The 22,501-nt window shown below is 31.8% G+C and carries 15 protein-coding genes; 13 read left to right on the top strand and 2 right to left on the bottom strand.

Annotated elements, in window-relative coordinates; all coding sequences use genetic code 11:
• Positions 1-326: 326 nt before the first annotated feature.
• The 3 genes from CN692_RS07040 (at position 327) to CN692_RS07030 (ending at position 5,964) form a co-directional block, all read left to right on the top strand.
• Complete coding sequence (locus tag CN692_RS07040; protein ID WP_098118444.1) at positions 327-1,028, top strand: GNAT family N-acetyltransferase; 702 nt, start codon at positions 327-329, stop codon at positions 1,026-1,028.
• Positions 1,029-1,292: 264 nt separating this feature from the next.
• Complete coding sequence (locus CN692_RS07035; RefSeq protein ID WP_098118443.1) at positions 1,293-1,487, top strand: hypothetical protein; 195 nt, start codon at positions 1,293-1,295, stop codon at positions 1,485-1,487.
• Positions 1,488-2,592: 1,105 nt separating this feature from the next.
• On the top strand, positions 2,593-5,964 hold the full coding sequence (locus CN692_RS07030) for a carbohydrate-binding protein (RefSeq protein ID WP_098118442.1): 3,372 nt from the start codon (positions 2,593-2,595) through the stop codon (positions 5,962-5,964).
• 195 nt (positions 5,965-6,159) lie between these two features.
• Here CN692_RS07030 and CN692_RS07025 read toward each other — a convergent pair whose 3' ends face one another.
• Positions 6,160-7,566, bottom strand: coding sequence for a catalase (locus tag CN692_RS07025; protein WP_098118441.1), 1,407 nt, complete (start codon positions 7,564-7,566; stop codon positions 6,160-6,162).
• A 544-nt stretch (positions 7,567-8,110) separates the two neighbouring features.
• Here CN692_RS07025 and CN692_RS07020 point away from each other — a divergent pair.
• The 8 genes from CN692_RS07020 (at position 8,111) to recQ (ending at position 15,042) form a co-directional block, all read left to right on the top strand.
• Positions 8,111-8,722: a pyroglutamyl-peptidase I gene (locus tag CN692_RS07020; RefSeq protein ID WP_098118440.1), complete on the top strand. Its 612-nt coding sequence runs from the start codon at positions 8,111-8,113 to the stop codon at positions 8,720-8,722.
• Positions 8,715-9,458: a 5-oxoprolinase subunit PxpB gene (gene pxpB / locus CN692_RS07015; protein ID WP_098118439.1), complete on the top strand. Its 744-nt coding sequence runs from the start codon at positions 8,715-8,717 to the stop codon at positions 9,456-9,458. The genes CN692_RS07020 and pxpB overlap by 8 nt, the downstream gene beginning before the upstream one ends.
• Positions 9,445-10,203, top strand: coding sequence for a 5-oxoprolinase subunit PxpA (locus CN692_RS07010; RefSeq protein WP_098118438.1), 759 nt, complete (start codon positions 9,445-9,447; stop codon positions 10,201-10,203). The genes pxpB and CN692_RS07010 overlap by 14 nt, the downstream gene beginning before the upstream one ends.
• Positions 10,204-10,209: 6 nt before the next feature.
• Positions 10,210-11,154, top strand: coding sequence for a biotin-dependent carboxyltransferase family protein (locus CN692_RS07005; protein ID WP_098118437.1), 945 nt, complete (start codon positions 10,210-10,212; stop codon positions 11,152-11,154).
• Positions 11,155-11,156: 2 nt separating this feature from the next.
• Positions 11,157-11,660, top strand: coding sequence for an ankyrin repeat domain-containing protein (locus CN692_RS07000; protein ID WP_098118436.1), 504 nt, complete (start codon positions 11,157-11,159; stop codon positions 11,658-11,660).
• A gap of 84 nt (positions 11,661-11,744) precedes the next feature.
• The gene (locus CN692_RS06995; protein ID WP_098118435.1) at positions 11,745-12,461 is read left to right on the top strand and encodes a pseudouridine synthase; all 717 of its coding nucleotides are present in this window, start codon (positions 11,745-11,747) and stop codon (positions 12,459-12,461) included.
• On the top strand, positions 12,445-12,885 hold the full coding sequence (locus CN692_RS06990) for a YaiI/YqxD family protein (RefSeq protein WP_098118434.1): 441 nt from the start codon (positions 12,445-12,447) through the stop codon (positions 12,883-12,885). Before CN692_RS06995 ends, CN692_RS06990 begins: the two co-directional genes overlap by 17 nt.
• 42 nt (positions 12,886-12,927) lie before the next feature.
• Entirely contained in the window at positions 12,928-15,042 is a 2,115-nt protein-coding gene (recQ, locus tag CN692_RS06985; RefSeq protein ID WP_098118433.1) for a DNA helicase RecQ, read from the top strand.
• Positions 15,043-15,096: 54 nt separating this feature from the next.
• On the opposite strand, the gene CN692_RS06980 is transcribed toward recQ, so the two are convergent.
• Positions 15,097-16,698: a glycoside hydrolase family 10 protein gene (locus CN692_RS06980; protein ID WP_098118432.1), complete on the bottom strand. Its 1,602-nt coding sequence runs from the start codon at positions 16,696-16,698 to the stop codon at positions 15,097-15,099.
• A gap of 316 nt (positions 16,699-17,014) precedes the next feature.
• Here CN692_RS06980 and CN692_RS06975 point away from each other — a divergent pair, with 316 nt between their 5' ends.
• Together CN692_RS06975 and CN692_RS06970 are read left to right on the top strand one after the other, a co-directional pair.
• Positions 17,015-20,185 carry an ATP-binding cassette domain-containing protein gene (locus tag CN692_RS06975; protein WP_098118431.1) on the top strand — a complete coding sequence of 1,057 codons (3,171 nt, stop codon included), beginning with the start codon at positions 17,015-17,017 and terminating at the stop codon, positions 20,183-20,185.
• A 688-nt stretch (positions 20,186-20,873) separates the two neighbouring features.
• The gene (locus CN692_RS06970) at positions 20,874-21,944 is read left to right on the top strand and encodes a hypothetical protein (RefSeq protein WP_098118430.1); all 1,071 of its coding nucleotides are present in this window, start codon (positions 20,874-20,876) and stop codon (positions 21,942-21,944) included.
• Positions 21,945-22,501 lie beyond the last annotated feature (557 nt).

Here is a 22,501-nt window from a genome sequence, read left to right as displayed (position 1 = left end):
TATTTAAAAAATGGGCAGGTTAGTTTCATAAGAATTTGGAATTTTGTGGTAAAATATTTTTAATAGTAGATTTGAGGGAGAACCGGCGTCAGCACTAAACAAATATCCTTCTTTATACAGAAGGATATTTGTTTTTCTTGTTCAACTATCACATCTATTTGATGAACAACTCGATCGTCTATATGGTCGATATTTTTTAGAAATGTATAAGTCGTTTAGTAAGTTCATTAATCAAGTATATCGCTGAATAAATTATTAAAGAGCAGATTAATTATTATTACTAAGTTAAACTATAATAAAATTCTATAATGAAATGGGGTCATTAAATGAATCAGAGAATAAACGAATACAATCAACCTGTTGGTGAAGAGTTAACCAATTGGGAGAAAAGAAAACTTCCAACTGATATGTGTTATGTCGGAAAGTATACGATTGTCAAAAGATTATCGATTACTCACATGAAAGAGCTCTATAACGTTTATAAAAATTCCAGCCCAAGTAATTGGACATATTTATCCGACGAATCACCTCAAAATTACGAGACTTTTGAACAAACATTACTAAAAAAAATAGAAAGTAACATAAACATCTTTTATGTCGTAATAAATAAAGAGACAAACAAACCACTGGGAATCTTTAGTTTAATGAGGATCGATCAGGAAAATGGGGTAATCGAAGTAGGAAATGTTAATTTTTCCGATGCGCTAAAAAGAACAAGAATGTCTACCGAAGCACATCAATTATTAGCTAAGTATGTATTTGATGAATTAAAGTACCGACGCTATGAATGGAAATGTGATTCTCTTAACGCTCCATCAATTCAAACAGCAAAACGTTTAGGCTTTACGTATGAAGGTACTTTTAGAAATGCTATTATTTATAAAAACCGTTCACGAAACACTAGCTGGTTCTCAATGCTTATAGAAGAATGGCCAAAACATAATGAGGCATTAACTCAATGGTTGGCAGAGGAAAACTTTGATGACAAGGGAGTACAGCTTCAGAGATTAGAAGAATTTAAAAAATAAGAATAAAATTGATTGAACTATATTTTTTCAACAAGCTTACGAGTAGTTTTTCCGTTTTCTTATTGAATTAACAGAAAAGATGCATTTGTCAGGTTCTAGAGTTTGTCTAAGAAGAAAATAAATATGATATAATTGAGAACTAGTTGTAAATGAATAGGTAAAACTTGCGTAATTAATTCAAGTTTAATGATTCACTTTCATTAAAAATATTGAATGTTGGCAGCGGGATTTTTAGTAAGAGGAATAGGAAGGATCTAAATAATTATGACAATCGTAAGCTTTTTAATAATTGCTTGGATTTTAAGCTGGTTTAAATTTGAACAAATATTTGTTCAAGCTATTAAAGAACTTTTCAATAAAGAAATTACAAAAGCAAGCTATTATTTTATATTTTTTTGCATTGGGGCAATAGGTGACATCGTTTTACTAATAAATGGCACTTTTAATGATAATCTTTGACACCTTCATAAAGGGCTATTTTTTTATATTTTTTTAGTATGGTAGATGGATAGAGAGAAAGAACATACTTCAAAAAGAGTTGCCATTATACCATTGCTTTAGAGGTAAGATAGCGAATTGAATTTAGATTTAAACCCAATTGAACTTTCAATCAATTAGGGCTCTTTTTTTTAATAAAAGCGTTTAACCTCGTGTCTCGGTGATTAAGTAGGTAAATTATAATGGATGAAAAAAATTTCTGCTTGTTCTCTAGCAAGCAAAAATTTTTTCACCCTTATGTAGTTTATCTACCATTTGTAATTTGAGCCAAAGTAAGTAGCTTTCATTTCTCATAATTCTAATTTATTTTTGGAACTAAATATTTGATAATTAATTATTGAGCAAAGCGAAAATTAATAAAACCATCATTAAGAATATCTTAATAGCATTCATTGGTTAACATAAAAAGTAAGTTTTCTTTATATATGTTTAATAATTAACTTGTATAATTAATGGTTAATTTTAAGTAATTTAACTAACATTTATATAATTCTAGAAAGATCCAGGGCTAATAATAAACCATAAATTAAGTTTGTAAGACAAAATTGCATAATTCATCCAAAAAAGTTCAAGAACTTAAATGTTTTTGAACTTTTTTTGTGTTTACATAAACATTCAAAAACTATTCTACCTTAAGGATATGAATATAGTTTTATCTTACTTTTGTATTACATATTTGTTTTACTTTTTGAATGAAATTACTCAAACGTAAAAGTGAAAAATATTGTTATTTAAGTGAATGGTCCCGATTATCATTACGGATTACTTAACACAATGATTTCGAGAATTTTAGTTTAATATAAAATTCATATTTAATTTACATAGTGAAAATATAATTGTCCGTGTAATACTTTGCATCTTCAAATTGAAAAAGTGAAATCAAGATTCTAAAGAGTAATATTTGAATTCACTAGAAGAAGTAGTCGTAAGGCAATGTAAGGATCATTTAAAAAAAGGAGGTACATTATTTTATTGATATATAAATAATTTCATAGTTTATTAATTGTTGTAATCTGTTTTTTCATTGAATTTATTTAGCATTCGGATTGCGAGAGGGAGATTTTTTATGGTTACTAAAACGAGGTTTTATAAATTATTACTTTCATTTATTTTAATCATTTCATACATACTCGGAAATTTTGTTGGCTATCTACCAGTAAATGCAGCTACTAATGGATATAGTCAGATTGAAGCAGAGAACTTTAGTTCCAAGTCAGGTTCATTTCTTAAAGTTGAATCATGTCCAGATGGCGGACAAAGCGTTGGAGGAACTAATGATAACCAGTATTTAGAATACACAAATATGGATTTTGGCAGCGGTAACAATGGCGCTACAAATTTCAGTGCAAGAATCGCAGTAAAGGGATCGAATGCAGGTGGGGATATTGAAATATGGATTGATGGTCCTAATAGTACAAATGGAAACAAAGTAGGGACACTTTCAACTACTGCTACTGCACCAGATAACTGGAATGTTTATAAAACAATGACAACCGAAATTACTCAGGTTACTGGAGTTCATAAAGTATATCTTGTATTAAAAGTTAATCCTGGAAAAACATATGTAGCCAATATAAATTGGTTTCAATTCTCGAAATCGTTGAACAGCATCACTCTTACTAAACTACCAACGAAAACTACTTACCGAATTGGTGAAAGTCTTGATCTCGCAGGTATGGCAGTCACTGGAAATTACATTGACGGTACAACCCGTGTAGAGGAAATTAGAGAATCTGATGTGAGCGGCTTTAATAGTTCTTCGCCAACACAAAACCAAACTTTAACGGTGACAGTACGTGGTAAGAAAGCCACTTTTGTAGTAGAAATTAAGCCCAAAATTCTAGTAAATATTATTGCACCTAAATCGATAACAGGTGTGGGAAACGGGACAGCACCAAATATGGTTGCCTTAGGCTTGACTAGTAATATAGTTCTAGTAACGGATGGCGGAAATGTAAATGCACCAGTGAAATGGAATATTGAATCTTCAGGTTATGACCCATTCATAAAATCTGAGCAGAGTGTTACGATAACAGGAATAGCCATTCCTCCTGTAGAAGTTACAAATCCAAATAATGTAGCCTTAACTACACAAATCAATGTAACAGTACTTGCTTCGAATACACCAGAGAAGGATACTAGCTATAAATTCAGTTTTATGGCAATATCTGATACACATTCTAATGCAAAAGGTGATACGAATGATATTATCTTAAATGAGGCAATGCAAGATGCGGTAAATGATAATGTGAAATCAGTGAGTGTGGTGGGAGATCTTACTGATAGTGGAACGGATACCCAATATGATACTTTTATGACAACTATGAATAAATATCCCCAGTTAGACCGCAACTATGTATTTGGGAACCATGATGTAAGATGGATGACTGGATTTGAAACTGCAAAAAATCGATTTCTATCTCATACTAGCATGCCAGCAGTATACTTTGATAAGTGGATCAGTGGATATCATTTTATCTATTTAGCAACTGAGACAGATGATAAGGACAGTGCCTATCTTTCGGAAACACAACTTAACTGGTTAAAATTAAAATTGGCCGAGAGCGCAGATAAATCTAAACCAATCTTTTTATTCATTCATCAGCCATTGGGGAATACAGTGTCAATGTCAAAGTCGGAGGACGGCTATCAAAGTGATGAGGTACAGGATCAAAAGTTTAAGGATATTGTCGGTGAATTTCCTCAAACCGTGTTAGTAACAGGCCATCTGCATGATGATATAAGATTGCCTGGAACTCTATATAATAAACAGTATTTTTCAATGATAAGAGATGGAGCAATAAAATATAACCCTTCGTATACAAAAGAGCCTGGTGCGCAAGGTTTAATTTTTGATATTTATGCCGATCGGGTAGTAATTAATGGAAGAGACTTTGCAACAAAAAGTACGATCGCAACTTGGACTATAAATAATTATACACATGATGCACTTCTTGCAGACAAACAAGCACCTACTGCACCAGAAAATGTTACCACAAATTTAGTAACAGACAAGATGGGAATTCTATCGTGGGATGCATCATCAGATAATTTCAAGGGTAATGTTGGGGTTACTGGTTATGAAATATATAACGGTGATACTTTGATTGGCTCTACAACAGGGAGAACTAACTTTAAAGTAACTGGATTGAACCCTAAAACTACCTACCAGTTCTCAGTTAAAGCAAAGGATGCAGCGGGTAATATTTCAGAGGAAAGTAGGGCTCTTAAGGTTACAACTTTAGCATTTGATCCAGCTCCAATCAATTTGACTTTGAACAAAACAGCTACTGCAAATGGAAGTTTAATAGGGTATGAACCTTCAAAAGCAGTAGATGGTTCCACTGATATTGGTAGAAAGTGGTCTTCAGATACGGCTGGGGACAAATGGTTGATGGTTGATCTTGGACAAAACTATGAAGTTAGCAGATGGATTGTGAAGCATTCTGGAGAAGGTGGAGAGAGCCTATCACTAAATACAAAAAATTATAAGCTTCAGGGTAGTTTAGATGGGACTATTTGGTCGGATCTTGACTTAGTTTCAGGCAACGTTTCAAATAGTACGGACAGGTATTTTAATAAAACAAAAGTCAGGTATGTAAGACTATATATTGCGACACCACAAAACTATAATGAGACTGGGACTGCAAATATTTATGAGTTTGAAGTATATGGGCGAAGCATCGATATTGAGCCACCTTTCACTACTGCACTAACAGATGGTTTTATCGGTAATGAGGGATGGAATAAGCAGAATGTGAATATAAAGTTCAGTGCAATGGACAATTCAACTGGTACTGGAGTCGATCATATCGAGACTAGAATAGACGATGGGGAATGGGTAAAACAAAGCGAATTAACTTTGACATCTGAAGGTGTACACACTATCGATTATCGTGCTATTGATAATGTAGGAAATGTGGAATCTTCGAAACAACTTACTATTAAAATCGATAAGACTGGACCAACAATTTCAGGGGTTGTTCCAGTGAATGGAAGTGTTTATGAAAATGACAGCGAAATGACACCTGAGTTTACATTAGCAGACAACTTTTCAGGTGTTGATCACAATAAAACGATGGTAACACTTGATATGAATCCATATAAAATTGGTGCATCAATTCCATTATATACGTTACCACTTGGCAGTCATTCCATAGTCATAAACTCAGTTGATAAAGCTGGTAATTTTGAGACCAAAACAATCCAGTTTAAAACGGTCGTAAGCAATGAATCTTTAAATGGATTAGTTAGACAGTTTGTTGATACTAAATGGATTGACAATGCTGGAATATCAAATAGCCTTCAAGTAAAAATAGCACAAAACAATTTGAAAAGTTTTATAAACGAAGTTAATGCACAAAGGGGTAAACACATTACAAATGAGGCCGCAGAGTATTTACTACGAGACGCTCAATATTTGTTAACGCAACATTAATTTGTTTAAAAGATAGAGTGATTTAATTGTTTAGACACAACAATTCAATCACTCGAATTCTCAAAATCTTAATTGTGACATGTTCTAAAAAACCTCATTTTAATAACATGAGGTTTTTTAAAATTGAAATTGTAATTGAAGAATAGAAAGAATAAGGCAAAACCTAATTTTCTCTAATTTTTTATTTTTAAATCTTTATTGTTTTTTTAGTTGTATCTCAATTCTTTTTGCCAAGTCAGATGATACCTTATTTATATACTCCAGAACTTTATTTCTAATATCATCGGATACGACAATTAAATCACTAACTAAATTTTCAACAAGATGCTCTTTTTCGATAGGAGTTAACATCATATAGAAATCACTAGCCTGCACGAAATCATCATACTTTGTTATGGAAGCTCTTTCTAGTTGTCCTTGAACAAATATTCCATCACCACTTGTAATTTGATTAGCCGGAGTCCAGTCTTGCTGTTGATTAATTGGTACTTTACGAAATTCTGGACCAATTCTTCTTCTATGAGAATCAGTATAAATATTAGCTCGACCTTGCAGTATTTTATCAAAAGATAATTCTACACCGTCAAGTAAATTTGAAGGGGAGAAAGCGACTTTTTCTACTTGTTCCATATAATTATCAGGATTAGTAGTTAATACCATTTTCCCTACTGGTATAAAAGGATATTCTTTCTCATCCCATAATTTTGTATCGTCTAATGGATCATAAGAAAGATGCACTCCATCTGCAGGATCCATGAGCTGAACGTATAAGCCATATTCTACTGATTTACCACTTGTAATAGTATCATATAGATCTTTACCAGCATAATCAGGGTTTTCAACAGCAAGTCTATTTGCTTCCTCGCGATCAATGTATTGTACACCTTCCAATGGATACCAAAGGTATTTAACATACTTTCTAATACCTTGAGCATTTCTCCAAACATATGTACTAACACTATGTCCTAGAATGTGACGAAGACTTTTTACTGTACCTGCGTCAGAGTAGAGTCGTAAAACAAAATGAATTGACTCGGGTGTTCTTGAAACGAAGCTCCAAAATCGATTAGGGTCAATTAAGTTATTTTGGGGTGAAGGTGAGAGTGATTTAATAAATTCTGGGAAACGCATCGCATCACGAACAGAAAAGATAGGGATATGATTACATAAAAGGTCAAAAATACCTTCTTCTGTATAAAATTTTGTAGCGAAACCACGTACATTCCTGGAAGTATCAGGTGTTCCTTTCGTACCGACAGCTAATGAAAAACGAACCATAACTGGTACCTTGTGACCAGGATTTTGTAAAAAGTTTAGTTTTGTGTATTCGGACATTGAATGGATCGTTTGAAAATAACCAAATGCACCAAATCCTTTCACATGGAGCGGTCTTTCTAATATTTTCTCTTGAATTAACTCTTGTAAGGATTCATGAAGTACACTATCTTGCTCCAGAACAGGACCACTAGAGCCAACTGTTTGTGAATGAAGTTTAGCTGACTGATCATTAGTCCATTCGGAGTGGACTCTGTCTAACTTTTTTCTTTCATAATAGTCTTCTTTTGATAAAGCTCGCCGCTGTTTTGATTCGTTCTCATTCATATTAATGGCCTCCAAAATTCAATTGTATCAATTAATACTAAATATGATTTTTAAGCCATGAATATGTTTTATATTCAATTTTCATAATGTGTCTAGGTGGGCTATTTTCTTTACTAATAAAATCAAGTACTGCTACTTATGTAAGTAATTCAGATAGAAATAATCTGTTCATTTCATCTATTAAATATAACAATGTGTGCAATGGAGCTAGTTCAATAAGAAAATAAAAGCCAGCATTTTTTTAGCTTAAAAATTAACAATTAAATCAACCAATGATAAATGAATATTCATGAGAAATTTCACATACCGTAATTAACTTTTAAAAAATTAAAAAACTTAGTAATTAATACTCAAGATTCTACGATAAAGCTTTTTTATAGAAAGCAAAAATCTTTATTAAATAAAGATTTTGATCAATTTTTGAAAAAGAACATTAGCAAACAATTGAATATGTAAAACCTAAACTTTTACATATTCAAAGGAATTCAAATTCATTTTGTAGAAGTATTCTATTATATAAAACTTACCAAAGGACTGAGAGCACTTGAATACATTATTGTTAACAGGTTTTGAACCTTTTTTGAACTTTTCAATTAATCCTACAGAAGAAATAGTGAAAGAATTAGATGGTCAAGTCATTGGATCATTTAAAATAATCGGTAAAGTTTTACCTGTTGATTTTAAAAATGCAGGTAATGAGTTACTTAATTTATTCGATACTTATAATCCATCCGCAGTGGTTTCACTAGGACTGGCCGGAGGAAGATCTAAAATAACGCCTGAGCGAATTGCTATAAATTGCAATGATGGTGCTGCAGATAATAAAGGGAATAAATTTGTTGGCGCAAAAATTGATTTGGAAGGTCCTGATGGATTATTTTCAACACTTCCAATTCAGAAAATTGTTGATGTATTAAATGAACACCATTTACCTGCAGAAATTTCAAATTCTGCCGGGGCTTATTTGTGTAATAACGTTATGTATCAAATGCTAAATGAACTTCAGAAATTAAGAAAACAAATTCCAAGTGGATTTATTCACATTCCTGCTTCACATGAGCTTGCGGTCATCGACCAAAAGCTGCCAAGTTGGTCACAGAGAGATTTGACGGATGCAATTAAGCTTGCAATAGAAGTAATAAGTCATAATGACTAAACCAAAATTGACTATTTTTCCAGTAGGATGCTCTGGAATTGTATGTTATCTAGGTGATTCGATTTCAAATGAAATAAATAATTTAGTCCATACTTTTTCAGGTTATCTAAATAGTCATATAAAAACTAAAATATCAGGTGTATTACCATCCTATCATTCAATTACGATTTACTATGATTCTCTTAATTTTTCTTTTTCAGAAATAAAAAATGAAATTGAGTTCCTTTTTAAAAACTTCAATGATTCTCCGCAAAATAAAGAACGGACAATCTATGAAGTTCCTGTATGTTTTCATTCTGCTTTTGGCACAGAACTCCAAAAAGTTGCAGAGCAAAATAATCTAACAACTGATCACGTAATTCGTCTTTATTTAGAAGAAATATATCCAATCTATATGATTGGTTTTATCCCGGGGTTTCCATATTTAGGTGGATTAAATCCTGCTCTAGCAACTCCAAGATTGATCAAACCAAAAAACGTATTGAAAGGTTCAGTTGGCATTGCTGGAAATCAAACTGGAATTTATCCATTTGAATCTCCAGGTGGTTGGAATATTATTGGCCGTACTCCGATTGAAGTGTTTTCAACGAAAAATAATGGTTCAGAAAATTTTAAAGCTGGGGATATGATAAAATTTTTTGAGATTACTGATGAAGAGTTTAGTCAAATTGAACAAATGGTAGAAAAGGACAACTATTCGATTAAAAAGGAAGTGCATTATTTTGATTCAAATTGATTTAAACTGTGATTTGGGCGAAAGCTTTGGAAATTACAAAATAAATGATGAGCAAATTATGCCGCATATTACATCAGCTAATATTGCGTGTGGGCTTCATGCAGGTGATCCTTTCGTTATATATGAAACAGTAAAAATAGCCAAGCAATATAATTTAGCAATCGGTGCGCATCCAGGTTTTCCAGATTTACTCGGATTTGGTAGACGAGAAATGAAGTTTACTGAAGACGAAATATATAAAATAGTACTATATCAGATAGGAGCACTTTATTCAGTTTGCAAAGTAAATCAAATTGAACTCAGTCATTTAAAACCGCATGGGGCACTTTATAATATGGCTGCTACAAATTTAAATCTAGCTTTAGCAATTACGAAAGCAATGAAGGAATTTGATCCTTCATTAGTCTTATACGGATTAGCAAATAGTAAATTAATTGAAGCAGCAGTTGAAATGAATATTCCTTTTGCCTCAGAAGTATTTGCCGATCGAACTTATACTGATGAAGGTTTATTAGTACCTCGTAATCAAGCAAACTCAGTTCATCATAATACTAGAGATGCGATTGATCAAGCTCTTCAAATTGTAACAAGCAAAACTGTCACTACAATTTCTGGAAAGGTTATTCCAATTCAAGCAGATACAATTTGTATCCATAGTGATTCTGACATCTCGATTAAATTAGCATTGGAATTACAAACTGTATTTAATGACAATCAAATTATAGTTAAACCAATAGGAGCGTAGTGTCCTTTGAAAGAGCTATTTGAAGTTTTAAATAGAGGTGTGTCGATTTCGATTCAAGATATGGGGAGGGAAAAATATAGACATCTTGGTATTCCCGTATCTGGCGCTATGGACCAGTTAGCATTTCAAATTGGAAATCTATTATTAGGAAATAAGTTTAATGCTGCGAGTATTGAAATTGCATTTGGAGGTACTGTTCTAAAAGCATTAAATCAAATTTCAATAGTGATTACTGGTGGGAATTTAAAGCCCAGTTTAAACGGTAAAGCGGTTGAAATGTATAAAGTTATAGACTTAGAAAAAGATGATATTCTAGTTTTTAACGGTGCAGTTCATGGTGTTTATTCATACATATCAGTACCGGGGGGAATTAAAAGTGAATTTCATTTTGAAAGTCAGTCAACATATGCACCTGCTTCCCTTGGATTAATAATAAAAAAAGGTACATTAATTTATGGCTCAAGTACTACATACAAGCTGATGAAACGTGGACTTCAGCATAGGTTTATTCTAAAATATCCTAAGCATAATTCGATTAAATTTATTAGAAGTAGTCATTTTGACAAAATACCAAATCATATAAAATTTGAAATTTTATCTAAACCTCTTACAATCGACACATTTAATAAAATGGGCATGTATTTAAGTACGAATAAGACTAATTTAGAACCTTTTAATTCAAATATCCTATCGGAAGGAACTACTTTTGGAACGATTCAAGTATTGCCAACTGGACAACCAATAATCCTTCTAGCAGACTCACAAACTACTGGTGGCTATGCAACATTAGGTACCGTAATCGTTTCAGACCTTTGGAAACTTGTACAAATGCAAAAAGGAAATACAATTCAATTAGTACCGATTAAACTAGATGAGGCGAGAATTTTAAATAAAAAGCATCATTTATTTTTAAAATGTTTGCAAAGTGAATGTAGAAATAAGGAGGTATAGTAATGGAAGATTTACTTAGTAAATTATTTAATGCAGCAGAAAAAGGAGAAGTATCAGAGGTTTATGAAATATTACGGCATCATCAAGATTTAATTCATATGGAAAATGAGCATGGATTAACACTTCTTGGAATTGCGGCACACTATGGCCAGTTTGAAGTCGTGAAAACTTTAGTAAAAAATGGTGCGGAAATTAACGCAATTTCAAACTCTAAGCTATCATTTATACCGAAAAATACTGCTCTTCATGCAGCAATTGCAGGTGCCAAGTCGAAAGAAGTTATTGATTTTCTATTAATAAATGGAGCAGATCCTAATATTTGTGATAGTGAAGGACATACGCCATTACATATTGCAGCATTTGAAGGGAATACTGCTATTGCTGAGCTTTTGTTAAAAAACGGAGCTAAACTTTCACATAACAATTCTGGTAAAACGCCGATTGAAATTGCTGAAGAACGCGGCAATTTAGAATTTATTAAATTCATTAAAGAAGTGACGATTTAAGTACTAAAAAGTGTTGTGAATCTGTTCTCTCACAACACTTTTTGTTATGATAAAGAAAAAAGTCTAGAAAATGAGGAATAAGGATTGAGAATCAATGTATTTATAAGCGCTTCAGGATATTGTTCTAGAAGAGCGGCAGAACGATTAGTTGCTTCAGGAGAAGTGAAAATTAATGGATTAATTGCAGAAAAAAACAGTTTAGTTGAAGAAAATGATATTGTACAAGTAAATGATGAAGTAATTCGATTAACAAATGATAAAGACTATATTATTCTAAATAAACCTGTAGGGATTACTTGTACTGGCTTACGCACCGTGGAAGCGAATATTATCGATTTTGTAAATTATCCAAAGAGACTTTTTCCAATTGGAAGGCTAGATAAAGATTCTGAAGGACTCATCATTCTTACAAATGATGGACCGATTGCACATAAAATTTTACATAGTGAACATGGTCATGAAAAAGAGTATATTGTTACAGTGGATCATCCAATTGACGAGGATTTTATCAATGGTATGTCAAATGGTGTAATCATTGGAAATGTACTGACAAAAAAGTGTAAAGTTTCAAAGATAGATGATTTTACATTTCGAATTATTTTAACACAAGGATTAAATCGACAAATTCGAAAAATGGCAAAAAGCTTAGGTTATAAAGTCGTTAAATTGAGACGAATTCGTATTATGAATATTCATTTGGAAAATCTTGAAATAGGCAAATGGCGTGATTTATCTGATTCAGAGTTAGAACAATTAAAAGAACAATTGAAAGAGGAAGAAGAAAATGAAAATTTTAATTGATGCAGATGGCTGTCCAGTCGTTACAGAAACGATAAACATTGCAGCTGAATTTAAAATAAATGTCCTTTTATTATGTGATACTGCTCATATTATGCAAAGAGAAGGTGCTGAAACAATTGTCATCTCTCAAGGGGCGGACGCCGTTGACTTTGCATTAGTCAACCGAGTTTCTAAAGGAGATGTTATCATTACACAAGACTATGGTCTTGCTGCAATGGTCTTATCAAAACAGGCATATGTTTTAAATCAGAATGGCTTTCAATATACAAATGAAAATATCGATTCACTTCTACATACTAGATACGTTTCTAAGAAAATTCGAAATGCAGGTGGTAGGGTGAAAGGACCTAAAAAACGTCAAAAAGAAGATAATGCAAATTTTGAAAATGGGTTAAGAAGTCTACTTACATCAATTACTTTATAGTAAAATAGAGTTGTAATTAGAAAATATAAAAAGGAGGTTTACATGTTAACAGTTGCAAGAGAAAACTTAAAAAAGTATTTTGGGTATGAAAATTTTAGAGCGGGACAAGAACAAATTATTGAACGGGTTTTATCAGGCAAACATACAGCGGGTATTATGCCAACCGGTGGTGGAAAGTCGATTTGTTATCAAATTCCAGCGACTATTCTCCAAGGAGTTACCCTCGTCATTTCTCCTTTAATCTCATTAATGAAAGACCAGGTAGATGCATTGCATCAAGTAGGTATACCTTCCACATTTATTAATAGTTCTCTTTCTTATAATGAAGTAGATGAAAGAATGATGGATTTAAGCTATGGTGAGTATAAAATTTTATATGTTGCTCCAGAACGATTGGAATCAGAAAGTTTTATAAACCAGCTCAAAAAATTGCCAATTTTACTTGTAGCAGTAGATGAAGCTCACTGTATCTCTTCATGGGGACATGATTTTAGGCCAAGCTATTTACGCATAAAAAACTTAATTCAAGAGCTTCCTACAAAACCTACAATATTAGCTCTGACTGCAACCGCAACCCCTCAAGTTAAATCTGATATTTGTGCTCAGCTAGGTATAATAGAGGAAACCGCTATTATTACTGGATTTGAAAGAGAAAATTTGTCATTTAAAGTGATTAGAGGTCAAAATCGATTAGATTATATAAATAATTACATAAAACAAAATAAAAACGAATCTGGTATTATTTACGCTGCAACTAGAAAAGAAGTAGATAATATTACAATTAAGTTAAAGAATCTCGGTATTTCTGTTGGAAAATATCATGCAGGTTTAAGCGATGTTGAACGTTCAAAACAACAAGACGCATTTTTACAAGATAATATTAATGTGATGGTTGCTACAAATGCATTTGGAATGGGAATTGACAAAAGTAATGTACGATACGTAATCCATTACCAAATGCCCAAAAACATGGAAAGTTACTATCAAGAAGCAGGAAGAGCAGGGCGAGATGGCTTAGAAAGTGAATGCATATTACTTTTTAGTGCACAAGATGTACAAATTCAAAGATTTTTAATTGAGCAATCTACTTTTGATCCAAATAGACTAAAACAAGAAATTTCCAAGCTACAATCAATGAAAGATTACAGCTATTGCGAAACATGTTTACAAGCTTTTATTTTAAAATACTTTGGTGATGAAAGTGAACATTTTTGCGGGAAATGTAGTAATTGCATAGATCAACGTACTGCAATTGATATTACGATTGATGCTCAAATTGTTTTATCCTGTATCATTCGAATGGGAGAAAGATTCGGTAAAACGATGGTAGCTTCAGTTTTAACCGGTTCTACGAATAAAAAATTGCTAGATTTTAATTTTCATACATTAACGACCTACGGATTATTCAAAGGTCGAACGCTTAAAAGTGTTGGAGATTTAATCGATTATTTAACATCTGAACAATATATTGGTGTTACTAGTGGCAAATTTCCATTATTAACGGTTTCCAATAGCGGAAGAGAAGTTTTATTAAATAAAATAAATGTAATGAAAAAAGAAGACATCCAAGTAGTTGAAACAACTAATGTTGATAATGATTTATTTAATCAATTACGTAGTTTACGAAAAGAAATTGCTAGCGAACTTGGTGTACCACCGTTTGTTGTTTTTTCTGATAGTACATTACGAGATTTATGTAACTTATTACCTACTACTGAAGAGGAATTTCTACAAGCAAAAGGTGTCGGATTACAAAAACAACAAAAATTTGGTAAGCAATTTATAGAAGAAATCCAGAAATATAAGGAAGAAAATCAAATTGAAGAACAAATAGCGAAACCAAAAACTCAAAGTATAAAAAAAGTGCCTTCTCATACGATTTCATTTGAATCTTATCAAAATGGACTCACGATTTCTGAAATTGCAAAAGAGAGAGGGTTAAACACAACTACTGTTGAAAATCATATTCTACAAGGTGCAATGGAAGATGATCAATTTGATTGGGATGAAGTAGTTCCAGGTGATTTTGAAAACCAAATTAAGGAAGTAATTAAAACAGTTGGAAGCGAGAAGCTAAGACCAATTAAAGATGAATTGCCTGCTGAAATTAGTTATTTTATGATAAAAGCTGTGATTATGAAGTCTGCAACTGTATAAAATGTTTGTATTAATAAGAGCTTCCACAAAATTGGAAGCTCTTTTAATTTCTGATTATTTCTTTCCAGTTTTCACTTTTATTTGATTGCTTACTTTACTTTCATTATGAAGTCGATCTACCGCAGTTATTTCATATGTGTAGTCTTCATCTATATTTGCTGTTGTATCAAGATAAGTTGTTTTACCATTGTCTAATTTACGAACTGTCGTTAAAATGTTTCTTGGATCATCTGTACTGTCTTTATGTGTTCCATCAAATCGATAGACAACATAATAGGAAACATCTTTATCGTTCGGATGAGTATTTAAAGTAAGCTGAATTCCATCTTTTGTACGAACAGCATTTTCAAATTTTGGTTTCTTTGGTGCTTGGTCATCTAACCAAGGCATCGATGGGATTAATGCTTTTGTTTTATATACATCTTGGCTTAATCGATCTTTAATACCAAGTGGATTACGATTTAAGTCTTTAATTGAAAAATGCATACTACCTTTAATTTCAGGAATTGTGCGATTTAGGGCAATTTGATTTGGTAATTCATCCGGTTGTGCCCACGCTTCATTGTTAGCATTAATTTTGTAATCAGCTTGTCCAATATATAAATCAATATTTTTACCTTTTACTTCATTAGACCACCAATTTGCTAGAGTATCGTAAGCGGCGGCATCAAAACCGATATTCCAGTATATTTGAGGAGTTATATAATCTAAGTAATCTTTATTAATCCAATCTCTAGTATCTGCAAATAGATCATCGTAATTCGTTTGACCGGCAGTTGTATTTGAACCAGTAGGGTCTTTAGCGATATTTCTCCAAACTCCGAACGGACTAATACCAAATTTGACATAGGATTTTTCTTTTTTAATAGAATTGTGAAGTAGTTTTACGAATTGATCAACATTGTCACGACGCCAATCGTCTATATTAGCAAATTTTTCTTTACCATACTTTTCATATGAAGCCTGATCAGGAAATTCTTGCCCTGCAATACGATACGGATAAAAATAATCGTCCAAATGCACTGCATCGATATCATATTTTTTTACAACTTCCATAATTCCATCAATAATAAATTGACGAGCATCTGGATTACCTGGATCAAAATATAATTGCTTTCCATATGGGATTACCCAATCAGGATGCTTTCTTGCAGGATGATTTTCGGCTAAAGTATTTAAATCAGCTAAAGTAGCATCACCTGGTTCCGTACGTGGCATTGTAATACGATATGGATTAAACCATGCATGAAATTCAATATTACGTTTATGTGCTTCTTCAACCATAAATGCAAGTGGATCATAGCCTGGGTCTTTACCTTGCGTACCAGTTAAATATTTAGACCATGGACCGTAATTTGAAGGATAAAAGGCATCAGCTGTCGGCTTAATTTGAACAACCACTGAATTCATTCCCATCTTTTCTACGTCATCTAATAGTTTAATAAACTCCGATTTTTGTTGCATTTCAGACAATCCAGTTGCTGATGGCCAATCAATGTTTGTTACTGATGCTATCCATGCTGCTCGTAGTTCATGCTTAGGCGGGACTGAGTACTGTGAAGTAGTTTCTGCGTTAACATTTTGGATTTGTTGCAATAAGAGTGATGCGCCTACAGTAGCAGCAATCGCATATTTTCCAAGTTTTCTTTTCTTCATAAGTATTCCACCATACTTTCTATTAAAATAGTAGCGTTTACATAATATAAAACTACCAAAAATGGAAAGTAATGTCTATAAAAAATGAAACAAAATTTCAAAATAATCTTAAAAATCAAGAAATTAAATTTCGTTTTATTGAATTTTTAGTGAAAAGCCACTTTTAAAGATAATTTAATTATTTGCAGAATATAGATTGAATGGTCTTAAATTGTTAAAATAAATAATGTAAGTATATTTGTATTAATTAAAGGTCATATAAGGAATGAACATACATAATTAAATAAAATATTATGAGACAAGAGAGGATATGAATTTGAAAATAAGTCATTTAATTGCAAATAATATTAATAAATTAGATGCAATTTTACCTGAGAATCAGTCGTTAGGAATTGCAGGATTATCTGGTTCTGGTAAAACAACTTTTTGTCAAACAATTGGTGAGGAATCAAAGAAGAGATTGGTTTCATTATTACCTAAGGCAGAATATCAATATTTATTTCCAAACATAATGGAAACAAACTTTAGTGCGATTAATATGGAAGATATGCCATTAGTACTATTCCTAGGTAAATCATCTATTTCTACTAATCCACGTTCTACGCTTGGAACACATACTGGTGTTTTTAAAGACATTCGTGTAAGACTTGGAGAACTGTTTCATCAATCACCTGAGGTTTTTTCGTTTAACAATGAGTTAGGCTGGTGTCCTGATTGTAAAGGCCGTGGCATTACGAAAAATATTGAATGTAAAAAATGTAAAGGAAATCGTTTTAATCAAAAGGTTGAAGAATTTAAGATAGAGTTATTCGATAAACCACATTCTATTTCCGATATTAATAACTTAAGTGTTGAAACAATCTTATCTCTTGCAGATGAATTACATATTAGTGAAGCAAAACAACATTTACTTAAAAATATTATTAAAATGAATATTGGCTATTTATCATTAAATCGAATTACTGGTACTTTATCTGGTGGAGAATTAACGCGACTTTACTTAGGCGAATTTATGGCGACTAGTGAAAATACAATCATTATCATTGATGAAATTTCAGTCGGCCTTGATCATGAAACTTTAATTAGAATTTTAGATGAGATAAAAGAATTAGGAGTTAAAAACCAAATTTGGTTAATTGACCATTCCGATACAGTGCTAGATGCGACAGATGATCAAGTATTTTTCGGACCTGGAAGTGGTAAATATGGTGGGAAAATCGTAGAAGAATCTCCGCGACCAAAGCCAATTTATTGGGAACGAAATCAGGCTATGCCAAGTGAGTATTATGAATTTAAAGAACTACATTGTCGTAATATCCAAATTGCTGAAATTCAAATCCCTAAAAATAGACTGATAACATTTACAGGCGAGTCTGGATGCGGGAAATCAACTCTAGTAAATGAGTGTATGTCTAAAGATTTTTTAAAGCGATATCCAAAAGATAAGTTAGTTATGGTTGGACAAGATCGCAACCAATCAATTACGAGCCGATCAACAGTTGCTACATTTTTAGATATTAAAAGAAAATTAACAAAATATAGTGATGACATTGATGATATTTTCCAACGCTCAATTGAAGATATACTTCCGGAACTACCGAATGAAGACATCGCACATAAGCGATTAAGCCTACTAATCAAACTCGGTCTTGGCTATCTTACGCTAGAAAGAAAAACACAAACACTATCAACAGGCGAATTTCAATGTGTCCATTTAGTATCTGAATTATTTTCGAATTCAAGAAATCCGCATACGCTATTCATTTTCGATGAACCATCAAAAGGTTTATCACAAAATATTTTAAATCAATTCATCGATAGTGTTAGAGAAATTCTAAAAGACGATTCGATCTCCATTATGATGATTGAACATAATGCATACATGTTAGAAAGCTCGGATTATATTGTAGATTTTGGCAAAAGAAAGACTAGCCCTGTTGAACATTTGGATGTTGTCAGTCATAATGATCATTTTAATCATATAACAACAGATAAATCTGAGCGTCAAACGCATATTTCATCTGCTCTTAAAGTACAAAATGGAGTTCGCTATATACAAGAAAATCAGATAAATTATTTTAAAAATGCAGAAAACATCTATAAAGGTGGAATATTAAAAAGTCTTTCATCAATGGCAAGACTTATTTATGGAGAATATGAATCAGATGCGATTGTTCCAGTTATAGCAATCGATTTAGAAAGACATCTATACAGCCAATATACATTTTTGTATGAAATTGGTGGGCTAATAAATCAGATTGTAGCGTCACATCCGACTAACAAAGATACAAGAAGTTTTGACTTTTATAGTCAAGATAATCATTGTCCATCATGTTCTGGTCGTCGAGTAATTGAAAAATTTGATATCGATGTAGTAATCCAAAATAAAGATGTACCTTTTTGGGAAGGTTTATTACATCCAGATGTAATGGAAGTGTTAAAATATTACCAATATCCAAAATTACAATTCCTTTTTGATGAAATTAAAAATGAACTAGGTCAAGATATTAGTAAAAGTTACAATGAGATGAATGAAGCCGAAAAACATACTTTTTTATATGGATACTGGGATCAAACATTTTATGACAAAGCAGGAAAAACCCAAAGATTATGGGAAGGCTTTAACATTATCATTGGAAGATATATGTCAATTTCAAAATCATCTATTAAAGAAGATATGAAGACTTCAAAAGAACAAATCTTATGTCCAATTTGTAAAGGGACAGTATTAAAGCACCGCAAAAAATTAATGTTTGGTGAATTTGATATTCGAGAGATTATAAATCAACCAGTAGATCAAGTAATCAAAACAGTTGGCCAACTGCCAGTCTTAGAAAAAATAAAATCAATCGTTGGTGGAGAAACTGCCTTAACTGTAGAAATTTCATTACTTTCTCGAGAGCAACAAGTTGCCTTAAAAATGCTAGAAATAAAACAAGCAAGTTTTGTGGGGTATGAAGTAGTATTACAAAATGCATTACCATTTTGGGATCGCATTAAAACAAATATTGAAGAAATAAGCAGCAAAAATTTAGTAACGCTAACTGATTTTAAAGACATCTATGAAACTAGAGAAGAAATTATAGACAAGTATTTCACAAATGGTAAATTCAAAAAACTAACATATGTTTATGAAGCATTTGGCTATAAAAAAATCGTTACACTAATTAATAAAGTAAAAGCAAGCAATCCTTGTCCGTTCTGTAAAGGGAAGAAAGTAATTTCTGAAGATAATCTTCATGACGGAGTATATAAATTAACAATACCTTGTGTTAGCTGTTTAGCAAGTGGAATCAATGAAAGTGGACGTCAACAACTAGTTGAAGGAGTAGAGGTTGAAACGTGGCTTACTGGTAAAGTAAGTGATGTTGTTCCTGAAAACCAATTAACAGAGGAAGTTAAAGATATTCCAATATTTAATCGAATTCGAGAACTTAATAAACGAGATATGATGGCAGTTTATCAATGTTTGATTCAAAATAATTAACAAAAAAAAAGCTCATTTTCAAAGTGAATTTGAAATGAGTTTTTTATTATGTTTTCGAGTAAATAAGTATGTCAATATAACAGTTAATATTGTTGGAAAACGTTCAAAGAATATTGTTCACATTTTATTCATGGTAATAAAACAGAATATTTAGTATGATGAACTTGTAGCAATTAACGAATTTTCTAAAATATCTATGAAAAACAACAAGATTGTAACTATATCAGAAAAATAATATTTTTGAAAGTAGGAGATATGGATGAATCATTTAAATTTAGGTAGGAACTTAAAAATATCAGCGGGATTATCGGTATTTGTAGTTTTTTTGATGACATATCTTTTAAATTAAAAAAGTATGGAAGAATTTGATCTAAAACTCGTTTGTGAAAATTACAGATGAGTTTTTTTTATAGTAGATTATTATTTGTAGAAAGAATTAATTTGTTTTATTTTATATAATTGCAGAAGACCTCAATTTAAAACCTCATACAGTTATTACCAGTTCAAAAAAACCAAATAGATCAATATAATAGTATTGTATACAAAATGAATACGAATGAAGACGTATTAGTTAAGGGTCATTCATTACATATTTAATTGGAGGTGTTTGTAGATATTTCAATTAAAATGCGATTGTTGCATTGATATACTTATATTTTAAGAAAATGTATTGAGGGGAAGGACTAGATTGAAGAAGAAATTAAGATCAGTGTTTACTGGAATATTATCATTAGGTTTAATAGTAAGTATTGGAACAACAACAACAGAGGCTAGTACGTCACAAGAAAGTTACAAGAATAAATACAACGCTCCAAAAGGAATGGTTGTTAAGTGGTACAAAACTGGTTGGTATACTGCAAATATAAAAGGAAAAACCGTGTTTATTAAAGCTTCAGATGTAAAGAAATATACGTCTACAACATCTAAATGGGTAAAAAAAGAGAATAGTATCAGTAAATCATATTATAAAATAGATACTAATAAGAAATATAATTATAATGGTTACTATGTGGAAACAGAATCTAGTCCAAACATATTTACAGAGTATACGATTATGGCAAATGCATTAATATATAAAAGCAAAAAAGACAATGATTTCTTATTTGCTCAAGATTCGAAAGGGAATAATGTAAAAGCAAAGACTATTCACAGTATCAATACTATTTTAACTTTGTCTTATGACGATATAAATAAAGACAAGATAAATAATGATATAGATAAAGATGGAATTCCTAATATCAAAGATAGTGATATGGATGGCGATGGAATTTATAATTTTGGAAATTACGATTCTGATTATACTGAAGAATACGATATAGATGGAAATGGAATTGATGATACTACCGAATATGGCAGTAACGGTTTTCCTCTTGTAGTAACATCTCCTTGGGCAGAAAATGAATATGATAATGGTCTAGGTTTTAGTGTTGCAAAATACGTGGACTATGATAAACAAAATTATACAACTACTACGTACAAGACAGTTAGAAGCGCAAAAACTTATACAAAGATTTATGTTAAACCAGTTCCAAAAAATGGAATAACTTTAGCAGAATACAACAAAGTTAAACCAGGAATGACATATGCACAAGTTAAAGCTATAATTGGAGAAGATGGAACTTTAGATTATGAGTATGGCTATGATGGGTATACTGACCAGGAATACTCTTGGGAGCAAAAAGGTAATTACATGGGATTTGCGAATTTATCGTTCGAAAATAATGTTCTTATAAGCAAATCGCAATACGGACTTAAATAACCAATTTCATAAATAAAATTTTTGGGGGACTTACTGGTATTGAGTAAGTCTTTTTTATTTAAATATACGTTCCATGAAATAGGAACGTAATCTTTTACAACCCATAAGCGAAGATAGATTTCAACACATATACTATTGTCCACAATTGATGAATTGCTTTAGAGCTGAAAAGAGTTTTTATCTTAAATAATCGTAAAATCTGAAATATCATTATCATTTCAATCGTAAAAAACAGAACATACATTCTGGTAATTTGAATAGAATTATGGTAAAATTAGGTAGAGTAGAGTTGTGGTGGGTACCTTTCTTCGGTAAGAAGGGAGGTGATATGGTGACTGGTTATGAGATTGCAAATTTAATTATTCAATGTGTTGGAATAACTGCAACTGTAATCTTTAGCATAATCGGTATTATCATTTCTATGAGCAAAAAAAAATAACCACCCTACCCCTCGACTGGTTGTGGTGATTATTTCTTCACTAGGATCCGAGGAAAGCAACTTTACAATTACTACTCGGAAGGGATGTGTTCGCAGCACATCCCTTTTTATTATATTC

It is taken from the genome of Bacillus sp. AFS002410, assembly GCF_002556365.1.
GTDB lineage: Bacteria > Bacillota > Bacilli > Bacillales > Bacillaceae_G > Gottfriedia.
Note: the sequence above shows the minus strand (reverse complement) of the source record. Positions and strands in the feature narration are given on the sequence as shown.

Bases quoted from the DNA above. Each gene is read 5' to 3' on its own strand.
- CN692_RS07040 (WP_098118444.1), top strand. From the start codon at position 327: ATGAATCAGAGAATAAACGAATACAATCAACCTGTTGGTGAAGAGTTA.
- CN692_RS07035 (WP_098118443.1), top strand. From the start codon at position 1,293: ATGACAATCGTAAGCTTTTTAATAATTGCTTGGATTTTAAGCTGGTTT.
- CN692_RS07030 (WP_098118442.1), top strand. From the start codon at position 2,593: ATGGTTACTAAAACGAGGTTTTATAAATTATTACTTTCATTTATTTTA.
- CN692_RS07025 (WP_098118441.1), bottom strand. From the start codon at position 7,566: ATGAATGAGAACGAATCAAAACAGCGGCGAGCTTTATCAAAAGAAGAC.
- pxpB (WP_098118439.1), top strand. From the start codon at position 8,715: ATGACTAAACCAAAATTGACTATTTTTCCAGTAGGATGCTCTGGAATT.
- CN692_RS07000 (WP_098118436.1), top strand. From the start codon at position 11,157: ATGGAAGATTTACTTAGTAAATTATTTAATGCAGCAGAAAAAGGAGAA.
- CN692_RS06990 (WP_098118434.1), top strand. From the start codon at position 12,445: ATGAAAATTTTAATTGATGCAGATGGCTGTCCAGTCGTTACAGAAACG.
- recQ (WP_098118433.1), top strand. From the start codon at position 12,928: ATGTTAACAGTTGCAAGAGAAAACTTAAAAAAGTATTTTGGGTATGAA.
- CN692_RS06980 (WP_098118432.1), bottom strand. From the start codon at position 16,698: ATGAAGAAAAGAAAACTTGGAAAATATGCGATTGCTGCTACTGTAGGC.